This is a genomic window from Myxococcus xanthus (assembly GCF_006402735.1).
Taxonomy (GTDB): domain Bacteria; phylum Myxococcota; class Myxococcia; order Myxococcales; family Myxococcaceae; genus Myxococcus; species Myxococcus xanthus_A.
Window position 1 is genome coordinate 7,924,626 of record NZ_CP017174.1, and the last position, 14,882, is coordinate 7,939,507.

Below are 14,882 nucleotides of genomic sequence, written 5' to 3' on the forward strand. Positions count from 1 at the left end.
GCCCCACCCGCTCATTGCGTGGGGGTGCCCGCTGGAGACAGCGCATCCCGCGTGCCGATGAGGCTGGCGTAGGCGGAGAGATAGCGGCTGGCCATCCGCCGGGGCGTGTACGTCAGCGCCCAGGCCCGCGCGCGCAGGGCCAGCCGGGTGCGCAGCCCGGTGTCCTCGCGCAGCCGCTCCAGCGTCTCCACCAGGGCGTCCACGTCGTCCGGAGGCACGAAGCACGCGGCCCCATCTCCCCACACCTCGCGCAGCGCCGGGATATCGCCCAGCACCAGCGCGCAGCCGGACAGGGCCGCCTCCAGCGCGGTGAGGCCAAAGGGCGCGTACCGGGCCGGTAGCACATAGATGGATGCGCGCGACATCCACTCCGCCAGGACATGCGGCTCCAGGTGCCCCATCCACTGAAGGTGGCGCGGCTCCGCCTTCCGCTCGGAGGGATGGCGCGCGTCTCCCGCGAGCCGCACCGGCCAACCCAGGCGGGGCGCGGCGGCGTCCAGCACGGCGACATTCTTCGCGGCGTCCCACGGACTGCCCACGCTGAGGATGAAGGGCTCCCGCTCCGAGCGGGGCGGCACCCGGTCCGCGCGCCGGGCATGGGGGATGACCTCCGCGGCGGTCAGCGGGCCGTAGTGCATCTGGAGGGAATCAAGCAGGTCCCGGCTCGGCGTCACCACCCGGCCCGCCGCGCCCAGGCCCGCGGTGACAGCCTCGCGATAGCGCGCATGGCACGCGGGCGCGTCCTCGCCCTTCACCGCCCGCCACCAGGACAGCCTGCATGCGTGCCCCACCACCAGGGGCCGGTGCAGCCACGGCAGCGCCCCGTGCACGTAGCCATTGAGGTGCACCACGTCCGGACGCACCCGGCGCTCCAGCGCGAGCAACCAGTCGCCCGCCGAGCGCACGTCGTCCCACGGGTCCTCCATCCACTCCAACCGGAAGCGCCCTTCCTCCACGGAGAGGTTGGGGATGCCTCGCGCCTCCGCCCACTGCGCGCTGGTGAGCGGCGCCCCCATGGTCGCCAGCGTCACCTCCACCCCGTGCGGCGCGAGCGCCCGGGTCAGCTCCAGCGCGTACGTCCAGACGTCGCCCACGGCGTCGGCCGTCATCAGCACCCGCCGCACCGTCCGGCTCGACGTGACGTCATTGCCGTGCGCATGCCTGCCCTCGCGGGGTGGGGCATGGGTCTCCTGGCCTTCCATTCCACTCGCCATGCGCATCCGCTGACTGTTCATGGTCCCCCCCGCCGAACCCCGGACTCGTGGAGGGCAACGTAGGCCGAGCGCCTCCGTGGGAGGATTGCCCCACCGCGCGCCCTCCCTGCATGACATCCGATGGATGGAGAGACGAGGACCCGCCCGGGCCCCTCCTCGTCCGTCCGCCAGGCCCAGCAGATACCCTCCGCGACACCCTGGCCGACGGACGCTCAAAGGGTCATGCTGGGAACACGAGAGGCCCTCCATGGAGATTCTCCGAGCGACTCCGTCCGAGCACACGCTGCTTCGAAACCTCTACCCGCTCTACCTCCACGACCTGAGCGAGTTCGGCGTCGACTACGCCATGGACGAGCAGGGGCGCTGGCGGCCGGACTTCCTGCCCACGTGGCTGGTTCCCGCCCCCGAGGTCCATCCCCTGCTGCTGCGCTGGGAGGGCCGCGTCGTGGGCTTCGCCTTCGTGGGGCAGTCCCCCTTCCCCTACATGACGCCTGGACGCGACTTCCGGATGAGCGAGTTCTTCATCCTCCGAAACGAGCGGCGCAGCGGCCTGGGCCGGCTCGCGGCCAGGGCCGTGTTCGACCTCTTCCCCGGCATCTGGGAGCTGTCCCAGCTGCCGCGCAACCGCCCCGCCATCGCCTTCTGGCGCAGCGTCATCGACGAGTACACGGGGGGCGCCTTCGAGGACACCTTCATCGATGGCTCACCCGCGCAGGTCTTCGACAGCCGGCAGCGCGTGGCGCCCGCGCAGGGACGGTAGCCACGTGCCTCGCGCGGCTACTTCGTTCCCGAATCCGGCGCCTTCGCGTCCGCGCCGGCCGGTTTGCGCAGCGGGCACGCGACAATCGCTCCGTGCGGGTTGATGGCGTCGCTGCCGGACTCGACCTTGAGAATCTTCAGGCCCTCACCCACGACGAACGTGTACCGCTTCGGCGCCGACAGCAGCGGCATCTTCACGTCATAGGCGGAGACGACCTTGCCTTCCGGGTCGGGGATGAACGGGAAAGGCGCCTTCAGCTCGGCCTTGAAGCGCGTGAGCGTCTCCGCGTCATCCATGCTGATGGCCAGCACCTGCCCCTGCGCCTTCTCCACGTCCGCGTAACGGTCCCGGTACGCCTTGAGCTCGCGGGTGCAGCCTCCCGTGAAGGCCTTGGGGAAGAAGGCCAGGATGACGGGGCCCTTCTTCACCATCTCCGACAACGTATAGACGTTCCCCGCGGAGTCCTTCGCCGTGAAGTCCGGCGCTGTCTCTCCGGCCTGGGGAATGGCACCGCTGAAGAATCCCGCAACGAGCAATGGCACGAGCATGGGCGGGACTAGACAGGACATCCCGCCCATGGACAAGACAGCGGAGGGCTACTTCTTCGCCGCCTCCGCCATCCGCGCCCACACCGCCGACGCGGCCTCGCGCGCCTGCTCCGCCACCACGGAGGGACTCACCGACAGCGGCCGGCGGGCCCACATGCGCCACACGCCATCCACCATCACCGCCTCCACGTGCCGGCTGCCCAGACCGAACACCACGTGCCAGGCCAGGTTCTCCGCCGTCAGCGGCGTGGCCGGCAGGTAGTCCAGGATGAGCAGGTCCGCGAGCGAGCCCTCGCGCATGGGCCCCACCGACGCGTCGAAAATCTGCGACGCCATGCGGTGCCCGTTGGCCAGGTAGCGCAGCACATCGATGGGCTGCCCCGCCTCACGTGAGCGCAGGTACGCCGCCTGCGCCTCCGCGAACAGGTCCGCCGACACGCCATCCGCGCCCAGCGTGGCCCGGGCCCCGAACTTCAGCGCCGGCGCGTACCCCACCTCCAGCCCCTGGTTGGCGCGCGGCGTGTGCACCAGCCACGCACCGGTGGCAATCACCTGCGCCAGGTCCGCCCAGTCCAGGTGGCCCACGTGCGCCAGCTGGCTCTTGGGCGACAGCAGGCCCGCCTCCAGCAACCGGGACACCGGCGAGGCACCGTAGTTCTCGTTGGACAGGCGCTCGTCGAGCGGGTCCTCCGCCAACGGCAGGTGCAGGCCGCCATCGCCCAGCGCCTTCAGCGCCTCCGCCAAGCCCGACAGCGCATCCGGCCCGAGCGTGAAGCACGGCGCCGCGCCCACCTGCCCCCGGAAGCGCCCCTTCGCCTTCTTCGCGAAGCTGACCGTCTCCTCCAGCCCCTCCTCGCGACCGAGCGCCCCCTGGCGGTCGGACACCGCGTAGGCGAGCACGCCACGCACGCCCACCTCATGGAGCCCGCGGGCCAGCCGCACCAGCGAGCCCGAAATCGCCTTGGGCGACGAGTGCAAATCGCACACGGTGGTGGTGCCGCACTGAAGCGCCTCCAGCCCTCCGGCACAGCCCGCCACCTGCACGGCGTCCAGGTCGAGCGCGTTCTCATACGGCCAGGCCACCTGCTCGAGGATGTCCTGGTAGGTCTCCAGCGGCGGGCGTGGCATGCCACGGCCCAGCACCGCGTACAGGCGGTGGTGCGCGCTCACCAGCCCCGGGAAGACGAGCTTGCCCGACAGCGCCACGACTTCGTCATCCGGGCCCGGCGTCAGGTCCGGCCCGCGGGCGACGATTCGCTCTCCTTCGATGCGCAGGTCCACGCGCTCGACCAGCGCCGGCTCCAGTTCGACGACGTAACCACCCTTGAGGACTGTGCCCAACCATCCCTCCGGCCGCAGCGCGTGCGTGTGTCTGGGCCACCTCCCGCCAGGCCCACGAGACAGGCGGGACGTTAACATTCCCGCTCCCTCGCGCGAGTGGGCAGGTAGAGGACCCCCACCCGCCGTAATGGCCACAACACTGTGCGCGGAGGGCGCCTACACGTAGACTGCGCGCACTTTGGAGCCGGAGCAGAACCCCTATCAGGTGGGTCGCTACCGACTGTCCGCGCGAATCGCGACAGGCGGCATGGCGGAGGTGTACCTGGGCCGCCGCGTCGAGGACGACGGCAGCCGTGGGCCCTCGGTCGCGGTGAAGCGCTTGATGCCGCACCTCGCCTCGGACCGGCGCGTGGTGCAGATGTTCCTCAACGAGGCCCGCATCACCGCGCAGGTGCGGCACCCCAACGTCGTCACCATCATCGAGCTGGGCATGGAGGGCACCGAGCCCTTCATCGCCATGGAGCTGCTGGAGGGACGTTCGTTCGCCGAGCTGCGCCAGGAGGCCGCCGAGCACGGACACCGCGTGCCGCTGGGCATCACCCTGCGCGTGCTGGTGGAGGCCTGCCGGGGCCTGGACGCGGCGCACCGCGCCGTGGATGAAGCGGGCCGGCCGCTGCGCATCGTCCACCGCGACTTCACGCCCGACAACATCCACGTGGGTGTGAATGGCGCGGTGAAGGTCATCGACTTCGGCATCGCCAAGGCGGACGCGCTGGGCTCGGGCACGGAGCCCGGCATCCTCAAGGGCAAGTTCTTCTACATGTCGCCGGAGATGATTGCCGGCAAGCCGGTAGACCACCGCGCCGACCTGTTCGCCGCGGGCGTCATGCTCTACGAGCAGCTCTGTGGCCGCCGGCCCTTCACCGGCCTGTCCGCCGACGAGGTGCTGGGCCGCATCGCGGAGGGACGCCCCAAGCCGCCCACCGCCTTCGACCCGTCCGTGCCCACCGCGCTGGAGCTGGTGTGCCTCACCGCGCTGGCCCGCGAGCCGGCCGCGCGCTTCGACAGCCTGGAAGCCTTCATCGCCGCCATCGAGTCGATTGGTGGCGCCGCGGAGATGGCCACGCCCGAGCAGTTGGCCGCCTACGTGGATTCGCTCTTCCCTCCGGACCGCGACCCCAAGCGACTGGCCCTGCGGCGCGCGCGGCTCGCAGACCCGTCCCACGGAAGTACGCCGGCGCCCCACACCCGGCCCATCCTGGGTGTGGTCGACGCGCCCACCGCGTGGCCCCAGGTCTCGCGGACCACGAATCCCGACGCGTCGACGGTGGCGGGCGCCACGCGGAAGGCACCCGCGGGCACGCTCCCACCGACGCCAGGAGCCGAGCACACCCCGAGCAGGCGACGCTCGCGCCTGGTCCCACTCTTCGCGGGAGTGCTCGCACTGGGCGCGGTGGGCGCGGGTGCGACGTGGTTCCTCACGCGTCCCGCAGCGCCCCCCGCCGAGCGCCTGACCCGGGCGGAGTCCGCCACCACGGCGGATGCGAAGGCGGCAGCCCTGGAGGGACTGGCGTCGGATGACCGGGCGAGCGCGGAGGAGCTGAGCCGGGCGGGCGCGCTGCTGCTGGAAGCCGGCGCGCACGCGCAGGCCCTGACCCTGGCCGATGGCTTCGTGGCGCGCTTTCCCAAGGACATCGAGGCGCACCTCATCGCCGCGCGCGCCGCCACGGAGCTGCGACTGGGCAAGCGGGCCGAGCGCGCCCTCGAGGAGGCCACCGCGCTGGCCCCCAAGGACCTCCGTCCGCCGCTGGCGCTGGCCGAGTTGCGCGAGCGTCAGGGGGACATCCCGGGCGCGCTGGCCGCGCTGGCCACGGTCCATGCCCGGAAGCCCGGCTCCTCGGAGGTGACGCCACGCTACGGCCTGCTGCTCTCGCAGAGTGGCCGGCTGGATGAAGCCGCCAGCGTGCTCTCCGCGTGGACACGCGCCCACGATGACGCCGCGAGCCTCGCCGAGCTGGGCTTCGTGCGCTTCCGACAGCAGCGCGTGGACGAGGCCGCCACCCTGCTCAAGCGCGCGATTCGGAAGGCGCCCAAACTCGCCGTGGCGCACTACTACCTGGGGGCCGTGCTCTTCCGGCAAGGCGACACCGCGGGAGCCGAGCGTGCCTACGTCGAAGCGGACCGGCTCTCTCCCGAGGACCCACGAGCGCTGGCCTCCCGCTGCCAGCTCCACGCCCACACCGGCAACACAGCGGGTGTCACCGAGGTGAAGCGCGTGTTGTCCGAGCGCTTCCCGACGCGCGCGGAGGCGCTGGCCGCGGAGTGCGTCGCGGTGAAATGACGCCAACACTTCGTGCGTCACGGCCCCGGCCCATTAACTTCGAGGCCATGCGCTTTCGCAGAACCCGCCTCGTCCTCGGGGTCCTGCTCGCCGGTGTCACGGCGTGCTCGTCCTCGGACACCTCCCGCCGGCCCACGGAGGATGCCGGCATCGTCCCGCCGCCCACCGGCGAGGAGCCCACGGTGCCGGAGCGCACGGCCTGCACCGGCCTCACGGTGGGGCCCGGCACCTACGACTGGACGGTGGAGCACGACGGGCGCACCCGCCACTACCGCGTCCACGTCCCCCCGGGCTACGACGCCACCCGGCCCACCGCCGCCGTGGTGGCCTTCCACGGCCTCGGCTCCAACGAGGTGGAGATGGAGGGGCTGATGCGCCTGTCCACGCTGGCCGACACGGAGGGCTTCCTCGCCGTGTATCCCCGGGGCCTCGGCGCCTCCGAAATCTATCACCAGGGGACTGACGGCACCTACCGGGGGTGGAACGCGGGCGCGTGCTGTGGCCCCGCCTGGACGGCCAAGGTCGATGACGTGGGCTTCGTGGACACGTTGCTTTCGGACCTGGACACGCGCGTGTGCGTGGACACGCGCCGGACCTTCGCCACGGGCTTCTCCAACGGCGGCTTCTTCTCGTACCAACTGGCCTGCCAGCGCGCGAGCCGCTTCGCCGCCATCGCCCCCGTGGCGGGCATGGAGGGCGCCACGCCCTGCAACCCGTCACGCCCCGTACCGGTGCTGCACATGCACGGCACCGCCGACCCGGTCATCCGCTACCAGGGAGGCAGCAACCTGGGCCCCTTCGGTGGCACCTACCCGTCCGCCGAAGAGTCCGTGCGCCACTGGGCCGAGCGCAACGGCTGTACGGGCCCCACCGTGGAGACGTACCAGCAGGGCGACAGCACCTGCACCGCCGCCACCGGATGCAGCCCGGAGTCCGCCACCGCGTCCCTGTGCACGGTGCAGGGCGGCCAGCACACCTGGCCCGGCTTCACGGACTTCAACCACGGCGGCACGCCCCACCTGGACGCCACGCGGGAAGCGTGGAAGTTCTTCCAGACACGTCCCCGGCCCTGAGCCCACCGCGAGGAGAGCCCCACCATGCATTCACGCGCCCTCATCATCAACGCCGACGACCTGGGCTACGACCCGGCCGTCACGCGCGGCATCCTCCGGTCCATGCGCGAGGGCGTCGTCTCGTCGGCCACCTTCATGGTGAACACGCCCTTCTCCGAGGCCGCCGCGCGCGAGGCCCGGGGCCTCTCCATCGGCCTGCACCTCAACCTCGCCCGGGGCACGCCCGTGTGGAGCGGCTTCCCGCGCGAGCTGCTCGGTGAGGACGGCGGCTTCGTGGAGGCGCGCGCGGGCAGCCTGCCGGCGGACGTGGTGGAGGCGGAGGCCTTCGCCCAGATCGCTCGGCTCGCGGGCCTGCTGGGCCAGCCGGCCACCCACGTGGACGTGCACAAGCACCTGCACCTGCACGCGGGGGTATTGGAGGGCCTGGCCCGGGCGGCGCGAAGCGTGGGCGTCCCGGTGCGCTCCATCAACGCGGAGATGCGGCGCACGCTGCGGGCCCAGGGCGTCGCCACCAACGCGCACTTCGTGGGTGACGCGGGCGCGGAGGCGTACTGGACGTTGGAGCGCTTCGCGTCGGAGCTCTCCGCCCTGCCCCAGGACGGCGTCATCGAGCTGATGTGCCACCCGGGCTACCGGCCGGAGACGCTGAAGAGCGGCTACTCGGCCCAGCGAGAGGTCGAGCTGGAGACCTTCCTCCACCCCCAGGCGCGCGAAGTCCTGGCCCGGGCGGGAATCGTCCCGGTGGACTTCCGCGTGCTCACGTCCGGGAGCTGAGCAGGTCCAGCGGCGCCTCGGCCGAGGACCGCCGCTCCACGGAGAGCGCGTTGCGCACCCGGGTCACCAAATCCTCGGGCCGATAGGGGCGCGTACACAGCGACGTGCCCTCATGGGCCCACCAGGGCCGCTCGTCTCCGGCCAGCAGGATGGGCACCGGCCGCGCGCGCGGCAGCGTGGCGAAGGTCTCCAGGAAGACGCCTGTCTGCCCCTGCGTGGCGCTGGTGGACAGGACGATGAGGTCCACCGGCAGGTGCGTGGCCCTCCGCAGCGCCTCGGCCCCGTCGCGCGCCGTCAGCACCTCGAAGCCCTCGGAGAGCAGCACCTGCTCCGCCGCGGCCTCCTGGGTCTGGTCCTCGTCCAGCAGCAACAGCCGGTGGGGCAGCCGCCTCACGTCGTGCGCCGCCATGCGAGGCAGGCTCAGCGAGAAGGTACTGCCCTTCCCTTCCGCGCTGCGCATCGACAGCGCGCCGCCGTGAAGCCGGGCGATGGAGTGGCTGATGAAGAGGCCCAGCCCCAATCCGCCGAAGTTGCGGTGCGACACGTTGCGCGCCCGATAGAAGCGCTGGAACACCTGCGACTGGTCCGCGCCCGGAATGCCGATGCCGTGGTCCTGGACGTGGATGCGCGCCTCGCCCTGGGAGCGCTCCACCGTCACGACGATGGGCTCTTCCGACGCGCTGTACTTGTGCGCGTTCTCCAGCAGGTTCACCAGCACCTGCTCCAGCCGGTCCCTGTCCCCGCGCACCCAGACGCGCTCACGGGGCACCTCCACGGCGAAGGGCCGCTCGAAGGCCGCGCGGAAGTGGTCCACCACCTCCGCCACCAGTTGCCCCACCTCCAGCGGCGCCAGGCCCAGTGCCAGCCTCCCCGCGTCCAGGCGCGACGCGTCCAGCAGGTCCTCCACCAGCCCCACCAGCCGGTCCACCTGCCGCTTGGACTTGAGCACCGTGGCCAGCTCCACCGGCTGGCCCGACGACAGGCGCCGCTCCATGGTGAAGAGGCCCAGCTTCAACGGCGTGAGCGGCGTCTTCAGCTCGTGGCTGGCGATGGAGATGAACTCCTCGCGCACCTGGAGCGCAGCCTTGGCCTCGCGCAGCAAGCGCGCGTTCTCCACCGCCACCGCCAGCTGGTTCGCCGCGGCGCTCCACAGGTCCAACTCCCTCACGGAGAAGGACGTGCCCTGTTCCTTGTAGAGCAGCAGCAGTCCCACCGTCCGGCGCGGCGCGCACAGCGGCACCGCGGCGAAGATGGAGCCCAGGGAATCCCCATAGCCCCGCTGGATGCCCAGCTGCGCCTGACGCAGCGCCAGCGCCTGTCGGAACGGGTCCGACTGGGAGTCGAAGGTCGCCTCGGGGGACTCCGAGCCAGCCAGGTCCGACACCGCCACCCGGCGCAGGCTCCCGCCCTCCTCTTCGCAGAGGAAGACTTCGGCGCGGCGCACGTGCGCGCAGCGGACCAGGGCCACCACGGCGGCGGCGCAGACGCTGTCCACCTCCAGCGTCTCACCCACGGCACGGGCAATCTCCTGCACCGCCTGGGAGAAGGCCCCCTCGTCGTCCACGCCCGAGGGCTCCACGACCAGCCAGACACCCGCTGCCTCGCCCGCCGAGGCGGGCTTCACCTGCACACGGACCTGACGCAGGGCGCGGGTGATGACGTGGCCGGTGTGGGGCTCGCCGTCCCGGATGGCGCGCTCCAGGGCGTCCAGGCTCCGGGTGCGCTCCAGGGCGTCCCGCAGGTCGCCACCGGCGTGCAGCGCCACGCCCGTCTTGTGGGCGAATCCTTCCTCGCACCACTGCACGCGCAGGTCCGGACCGACGCGAACCAGCGCCAGCGGCAGGCACGAGAATGCATCTTCGACGTCGGAGGGAAGCGGCATGTGCTCGGGCGGGGGAAGAGGCTCCCCTTGATTATGAGCCCGCGCCCACGTGGCAACCGGGGGACCCCCAGGATTCCCCCCTGCTGGGCGCCAGGCGCGTTGGCAGGCGGACATCGAAGGGAGGGATGACACGCGGCGTTGGTGTGGTAGACGACAGCGCCATGCCCTCGCAGCCGTCCAAGGAACTGCAGACCTTCCCCAACCCCGCCGCCGATCGCGACTACGAAATCGTGTTCGACGTCCCGGAGTTCACCTGTCTCTGCCCGCTCACCGGTCAGCCCGACTTCGCACGTTTCAAGATCTCCTACGTGCCGGACCAGAGCTGCATCGAGCTCAAGAGCCTCAAGCTCTACATGTGGGCGTACCGCAATGAGGGGGCCTTCCACGAGAAGGTCACCAACACCATCGCGGACGACATCATCAAGGCCATCCAGCCGCGCAAGCTCACCGTGGTGGGCGACTTCTTCGTGCGCGGCGGCATCGGAACCATCGTCACCGTCACGCACGACAAGTCCAAGCAGCAGGCCTGAGCCACCACCCGCCGGGCCTCAGCGGGTGAGCTGCTCCACCAGCGGCGCCCACTGGGCCTGGGTGAAGTAGAGCCCCGTGCCCGCCGCCGTCATCAACGCGATGGCGGCGGCCAGGGCCCACTTCAGCTTCCCGCCCTGGCGGGAGCGCCCCGTGTCGAACCCCTCCACCGCGGCGTCCAGTTCGTGCGGCCGCATGAGCTGCTGGGCCTCCGTCTCCGTCAGCTTCTGACGGTGGCGCAGGAAGGCCACCAGCAGCGCCGCGTGGGACACCTGCACCTCCTGCGCGAGGAAGACGTCCAGCTCGCGGCGCATGGCGGCGGCGTCCGGGAAGCGGTCCTCCGGCTTCACCTCCATGGCGCGCTGGATGATGCGCACCAGCGGCGCGGGGACGTTGGGCGCCACCTTGGAGAGCGGCGTGTACTTGCCGTCGCGAATCTTCGCGAAGACCTCGCCCGCCGTCTTGCCGTGGAAGGGCCGCGCGCCGGAGAGGGCTTCGTAGAGCAGCACGCCGAGCGAGAAGATGTCGGTGCGTCCATCCACCGGAACGCCCGTCACCTGCTCCGGGGACATGTACGACGGCGTTCCCACCGCCATGCCCTGCTGGGTGAGCGCCTCCATGCCCACGTCCTTGGCGATGCCGAAGTCCATCAGCTTCACCTCACCGGACTTGGTGAGCATGACGTTGGCGGGCTTGAGGTCGCGGTGGATGATGTGGCGGAAGTGCGCGTGGTCCAGCGCGCTGGCGATGCGCGCGGCGATGACGCCGGTGACGTCCGCTGGCAGCGGGCCTTCCTTGATGAGCGTGTGGAGGGTGGGGCCGTCCACCAGCTCCATCACCATGAAGAGGCTCTCGGCCTTCTCCACCATGTCGTAGAGCGTCACGATGTTCTGGTGGCGGAAGGCCGCGAGCGCGAGCGCCTCGCGCCGGAAACGCGACAACGTCTCCCTGTCGCGCTGGCCATCCGGGAGCAGCTCCTTGATGGCGACTTCGCGCTGAAGCATCTCGTGCAGGCCTCGGTACACCAGGGCCATGCCACCACGTCCCAGCTCTCCGAGTACGCGGTAGGCACCAATCTTCCGATGACGAACGGGCTTCGCAGCAGGGGGCACGGCGCGCAGGCTATCGAAGCAGGCGCACAGCGTCGATGGGGGGATGTGGCCGCGCACCGCCGGGCCGGGTCCGAACATTCATGTCCTGGCCCCGCACGATGAAAGCCCGTCTCCTCCTCCCCGTCCTCGCGCTCTTCACCTTCAGTGGCTGCTTCCACCATCACCACCACGACTCGCGTCCGCCCAAGTCGAAGAAGTCCAAGCGGAACAGCAAGCACTGCCACCCGAGCCAGTACTGGGACGGCACCGAGTGCAAGCACAAGGGCAAGGGCAAGGGCGCGCGCAAACACGACGGGCGATGACGGCTCGTGGCGGGACGGCCCCATGTCACGGTGAGGCTGTCCCGTCGAGACGTTGGGAGCGGTAGGGTGGAAGGCGCTCATGGGTGCCGAAGCCTCACTGCCGCCGTTGACCGCTCCTGGCCTCCGCCTTCCCCTCAACGAGTTCCGTGAGGAGCGCATCACCCTGCTCGACGGCGGGACGGAGGCGTACCCACGGATGCTGGAGGCCATTGCCTCCGCGCAGGTGCGGGTGCACCTGGAGGTCTACACCTTCGAGCGGGATGGCATTGGCGCGCGGTTCCTCGAAGCGCTGGTGGCGGCGGCGCACCGGGGCGTCGCGGTGAAGGTGGTGGTGGACGGATGGGGCAGCATTGGCGCCAGCCGGCACCTCACGCAGACGCTGGAGGCCGCGGGGGCGAAGGTGCGCGTGTACAACCCGCTCACCTCGCTGTGCACCGGCCGCTCCTGGCGCAACCATCGGAAGATTCTCCTCGTCGATGACGCGGTGGCGTTCCTGGGGGGCATCAACATCGGGGACGCGTACGTGGCGAATGGGGACGTGCCCGGCTGGGCCGACCTGGCGCTGGAGCTGCGAGGGGACATCTGCCGGCAGTTGGGGGCCACGCTGCACGCGGGCGCCTCCGCGCTGGAGTCGGGCACGGTGAAGTTGTTCCTGTCCGGCGTCGCGGGAGGACACCAGTTGCGCAAGCGGTACCTCCAGGCGATTGACGGCGCGCAGCACGAGGTGGTGCTGGCGCATGCGTACTTCCTGCCGGACAAGGGCTTCATGCGGGCGCTCAAGCGCGCCTCGCGGCGGGGCGTGACGGTGCGGCTGATGCTGGCGGGGCGCAGTGACGTGGTGTTCGCGCGCGCGGCGACCATGCGGCTCTACCGCGACTTCCTGCGCGCCGGGGTGAGCATCCACGAGTGGACCGACTCCACGCTGCACGCGAAAGCGGCGCTGGTGGATGGCAGGAAGCTGCTGGTGGGCAGCTTCAATCTCGATCCGCTGTCGCTGGTGAACCTGGAGACGCTGGTGGAGGTGGAGGAGCCCGGCGTGGCGGCGCAGGCACAGCGGTGGCTCGACAAGCACCTGCTCGGCTCGAGGCGGGTGTACCTGGAGGACTGCGCTCGCTCCGGGCTCCAGCAGTGGCTCCTGGACATCGTGGGGCTGGCCGTCGCCCGCTTCGCGGAGCGCTTCGCCAGCTTCATGGGCCGGCGGCGCAAGCGGTAGCGTGCCCCCCGTGTGTGCGCGGCCTCCATGGCCATGCACGGGAGGGGTCATGCCGCGACGTCAGTGGATGGCGCTGGTGGTCAGTGGACTGGTCGCCGGTTGCGCGGCGCGCCCGGAGCGCTACGGCTTCGATTCCGCGACCAGCGCGTGCCGGCAGAATCCAGCGGTGTGCGCGCGAATGGCGGGCGAGGAGGCCGTCCTCCCTGGCACCCGGGCCATGCGCGTGGCGGCCTCCATTGGCACCGCGGGTGACGCGGCGCTGCGACTGATGAAGGCGGAGGAGCGGGATGCCATCGAGGAGGCGCTGGAAGCCTGCGCCGACGACGCACGTTCGACCGTGCTCATCGCGTTGTTCAACGGAAGGAACCCGACTCCAGAAGAATGCCGCTCGGAGGTCACGGTAGACGCGCAGGGGCGCCCCATTACGCTCGCGATGCAGCTAGGCACCGAGATGCACAAAGTCGCACTCCCGTGCGCGCACAAATGGCTGAGCGAACTCCGTCCAGGAGGCTTTCGCCTCGAACCACGATATCGCTACAACCCGGACTCAGGCAGATGGGAACCCATGCGGGAAGAGGACGTGCGCGCACTGTTGAGGCATGGGCGGGGCAGTGAATTGAAGGGAACGCTTGTCCCGGACGTCGTCATCCATACGGGGTCGGAGATGCAGGTCCTGGCCATCTACGACTTCAAGTTCCCCTGTGTCACGCCCACCCGCCCCTCAAACTGGCCTCGATACCCCAAAGGACATCCCCACGAGGGGCAGCAACAAGATGCCATGTACCAACGGGCACTGAAGCCGAAGCAGGCTCCCCTCCAAGTCACACCTCGCATGGGAACCCTGCCATGAACGCACACCCTCCAAGGCTTCGACTTCACGGCCGAGACGATACGCCGGGCGTGTCCGCAGGACTCAGTGCGAGCTTCTACCTCCCCTATGCCCATTCCTCCGTGGCAACCGCGGTGCTGCAATCCCTGGAGGTCTACCAGCGGGCCGTGGGCCCACGCGTCCTGACCTCATACGAGGGCGACGATGGGGAGTGGCAACCCCTGGACTCGCATGGCTGGGCAGAGGTTCATCGTGGGATGCAGGAGGAACCATGGGCCAACGTCCATCTTTCCGGCGCATCCCCGGAGGCGGCCTTCCGCTTCGACTATCTGGGACGTGAACGCGTCGACGCACCCTCCGTGAGCGGTCTCGGTGAAGTCAGCGCCGTGTCGTTCTGGCTTTCCACCGAGTACATGGAACAGCGCGGCCCACGGCAGACCCGGGAGCTGCTGATGGCCCTTGCCGCCCCCCTCCCCTTTGCCTCAGGCAACGCGGGACTAGCCTTCAGCGGCTCACTCGATGTAGCGGCCAACATCCGGCAAGTGCGTCGCGACTGCGTTCGATATCCGGGACTGGATGTCCTCAGGCTCAGCATGACGTCCCTTCGCATTGGCACGCGCGTTCGAGGCCCCTCCTGGCTGACTTTTCTGGGAGCGCCCGTGCTGAGCCAACTGGGAGGAGCCGACCAACTCCGCTCGCGCCTCAACGCGCCCAGCACCACCGTACAGGCGGAGAAGGGCACAAGCGCCGTCGTTACCCTGGGTGACTGGCCCGCAACGGGCGATAGCGAGCACGGCGAACCACTGTCCAGCTACCGGGAGCTGGCTCGCGTCCTGGAACCATGGACGCTGTGGGGGGAGGGCGAATCCATCCTGGGGCTCGACCCCGAAGCTGCGCGCCGCTGGGAGCGCCGCTTCCTCGACTGAGCGACTGATACGGGTCTGTCACAGGCTGAAGCGAGGGGCCAGCCTGCCGGTGAGGTTCCCGCTGCGATTACCGCTGGAGCCCCGTAGACTCCGGCGAGA

The 14,882-nt window shown here is 70.5% G+C and carries 14 protein-coding genes; 9 read left to right on the forward strand and 5 right to left on the reverse strand.

What is annotated here, in order from left to right:
- Window positions 1-11: 11 nt before the first annotated feature.
- Window positions 12-1,220, reverse strand: a complete 1,209-nt coding sequence (locus tag BHS09_RS32535) for a glycosyltransferase family 4 protein (RefSeq protein ID WP_140800817.1) — start codon at window positions 1,218-1,220, stop codon at window positions 12-14.
- Window positions 1,221-1,461: 241 nt separating this feature from the next.
- Between BHS09_RS32535 and BHS09_RS32540 the strand changes: the two genes are divergently transcribed.
- On the forward strand, window positions 1,462-1,974 hold the full coding sequence (locus BHS09_RS32540) for a GNAT family N-acetyltransferase (RefSeq protein ID WP_140799962.1): 513 nt from the start codon (window positions 1,462-1,464) through the stop codon (window positions 1,972-1,974).
- 17 nt (window positions 1,975-1,991) lie between these two features.
- Here the strand turns inward: BHS09_RS32540 and BHS09_RS32545 are convergent, their stop codons facing one another.
- Window positions 1,992-2,522, reverse strand: coding sequence for a peroxiredoxin (locus tag BHS09_RS32545; protein ID WP_140796692.1), 531 nt, complete (start codon window positions 2,520-2,522; stop codon window positions 1,992-1,994).
- Between the two features lie 48 nt (window positions 2,523-2,570).
- On the reverse strand, window positions 2,571-3,863 hold the full coding sequence (locus BHS09_RS32550; protein WP_140799963.1) for an amidohydrolase family protein: 1,293 nt from the start codon (window positions 3,861-3,863) through the stop codon (window positions 2,571-2,573).
- A gap of 178 nt (window positions 3,864-4,041) precedes the next feature.
- Between BHS09_RS32550 and BHS09_RS32555 the strand changes: the two genes are divergently transcribed.
- Genes BHS09_RS32555 through BHS09_RS32565 form a run of 3 tightly spaced genes read left to right on the forward strand, consistent with a single transcriptional unit; the run spans window position 4,042 to window position 7,991 of the window.
- The gene (locus tag BHS09_RS32555) at window positions 4,042-6,144 is read left to right on the forward strand and encodes a serine/threonine-protein kinase (RefSeq protein WP_140799964.1); all 2,103 of its coding nucleotides are present in this window, start codon (window positions 4,042-4,044) and stop codon (window positions 6,142-6,144) included.
- A 47-nt stretch (window positions 6,145-6,191) separates the two neighbouring features.
- On the forward strand, window positions 6,192-7,217 hold the full coding sequence (locus tag BHS09_RS32560; protein ID WP_140799965.1) for an extracellular catalytic domain type 1 short-chain-length polyhydroxyalkanoate depolymerase: 1,026 nt from the start codon (window positions 6,192-6,194) through the stop codon (window positions 7,215-7,217).
- A 24-nt stretch (window positions 7,218-7,241) separates the two neighbouring features.
- Window positions 7,242-7,991, forward strand: coding sequence for a carbohydrate deacetylase (locus tag BHS09_RS32565; protein WP_140799966.1), 750 nt, complete (start codon window positions 7,242-7,244; stop codon window positions 7,989-7,991).
- Here BHS09_RS32565 and BHS09_RS32570 read toward each other — a convergent pair.
- On the reverse strand, window positions 7,975-9,873 hold the full coding sequence (locus BHS09_RS32570; RefSeq protein WP_140795273.1) for an ATP-binding protein: 1,899 nt from the start codon (window positions 9,871-9,873) through the stop codon (window positions 7,975-7,977). The two genes, BHS09_RS32565 and BHS09_RS32570, sit on opposite strands and share 17 nt — an antisense overlap.
- A 161-nt stretch (window positions 9,874-10,034) precedes the next feature.
- On the opposite strand from BHS09_RS32570, the gene queF reads away from it, so the two are divergent.
- Window positions 10,035-10,403 carry a preQ(1) synthase gene (queF, locus tag BHS09_RS32575; protein WP_090488789.1) on the forward strand — a complete coding sequence of 123 codons (369 nt, stop codon included), beginning with the start codon at window positions 10,035-10,037 and terminating at the stop codon, window positions 10,401-10,403.
- A gap of 18 nt (window positions 10,404-10,421) precedes the next feature.
- Here queF and BHS09_RS32580 read toward each other — a convergent pair whose 3' ends face one another.
- Window positions 10,422-11,435: a serine/threonine-protein kinase gene (locus tag BHS09_RS32580; RefSeq protein WP_237078476.1), complete on the reverse strand. Its 1,014-nt coding sequence runs from the start codon at window positions 11,433-11,435 to the stop codon at window positions 10,422-10,424.
- Between the two features lie 176 nt (window positions 11,436-11,611).
- Here BHS09_RS32580 and BHS09_RS32585 point away from each other — a divergent pair, with 176 nt between their 5' ends.
- The 4 genes from BHS09_RS32585 to BHS09_RS32600 all read left to right on the forward strand — a co-directional run bounded on the left by BHS09_RS32585 (window position 11,612) and on the right by BHS09_RS32600 (window position 14,783).
- Window positions 11,612-11,815 (forward strand): hypothetical protein, encoded by a 204-nt coding sequence (locus tag BHS09_RS32585; RefSeq protein WP_237077674.1) that lies wholly within the window; start codon window positions 11,612-11,614, stop codon window positions 11,813-11,815.
- Between the two features lie 79 nt (window positions 11,816-11,894).
- Window positions 11,895-13,028 carry a phospholipase D-like domain-containing protein gene (locus BHS09_RS32590; protein WP_140799967.1) on the forward strand — a complete coding sequence of 378 codons (1,134 nt, stop codon included), beginning with the start codon at window positions 11,895-11,897 and terminating at the stop codon, window positions 13,026-13,028.
- A gap of 49 nt (window positions 13,029-13,077) precedes the next feature.
- Window positions 13,078-13,878, forward strand: a complete 801-nt coding sequence (locus BHS09_RS32595; RefSeq protein ID WP_237079959.1) for a hypothetical protein — start codon at window positions 13,078-13,080, stop codon at window positions 13,876-13,878.
- A gap of 50 nt (window positions 13,879-13,928) precedes the next feature.
- A complete protein-coding gene (locus BHS09_RS32600; protein WP_140799968.1) occupies window positions 13,929-14,783 on the forward strand; it encodes a type VI immunity family protein in 855 nt (284 codons plus the stop codon).
- Window positions 14,784-14,882 lie beyond the last annotated feature (99 nt).

Bases quoted from the DNA above. Each gene is read 5' to 3' on its own strand.
- BHS09_RS32535 (WP_140800817.1), bottom strand. From the start codon at position 1,220: ATGCGCATGGCGAGTGGAATGGAAGGCCAGGAGACCCATGCCCCACCC.
- BHS09_RS32540 (WP_140799962.1), top strand. From the start codon at position 1,462: ATGGAGATTCTCCGAGCGACTCCGTCCGAGCACACGCTGCTTCGAAAC.
- BHS09_RS32545 (WP_140796692.1), bottom strand. From the start codon at position 2,522: ATGCTCGTGCCATTGCTCGTTGCGGGATTCTTCAGCGGTGCCATTCCC.
- BHS09_RS32560 (WP_140799965.1), top strand. From the start codon at position 6,192: ATGCGCTTTCGCAGAACCCGCCTCGTCCTCGGGGTCCTGCTCGCCGGT.
- BHS09_RS32565 (WP_140799966.1), top strand. From the start codon at position 7,242: ATGCATTCACGCGCCCTCATCATCAACGCCGACGACCTGGGCTACGAC.
- BHS09_RS32570 (WP_140795273.1), bottom strand. From the start codon at position 9,873: ATGCCGCTTCCCTCCGACGTCGAAGATGCATTCTCGTGCCTGCCGCTG.
- queF (WP_090488789.1), top strand. From the start codon at position 10,035: ATGCCCTCGCAGCCGTCCAAGGAACTGCAGACCTTCCCCAACCCCGCC.
- BHS09_RS32580 (WP_237078476.1), bottom strand. From the start codon at position 11,435: ATGGCCCTGGTGTACCGAGGCCTGCACGAGATGCTTCAGCGCGAAGTC.
- BHS09_RS32585 (WP_237077674.1), top strand. From the start codon at position 11,612: ATGAAAGCCCGTCTCCTCCTCCCCGTCCTCGCGCTCTTCACCTTCAGT.
- BHS09_RS32590 (WP_140799967.1), top strand. From the start codon at position 11,895: ATGGGTGCCGAAGCCTCACTGCCGCCGTTGACCGCTCCTGGCCTCCGC.
- BHS09_RS32595 (WP_237079959.1), top strand. From the start codon at position 13,078: ATGCCGCGACGTCAGTGGATGGCGCTGGTGGTCAGTGGACTGGTCGCC.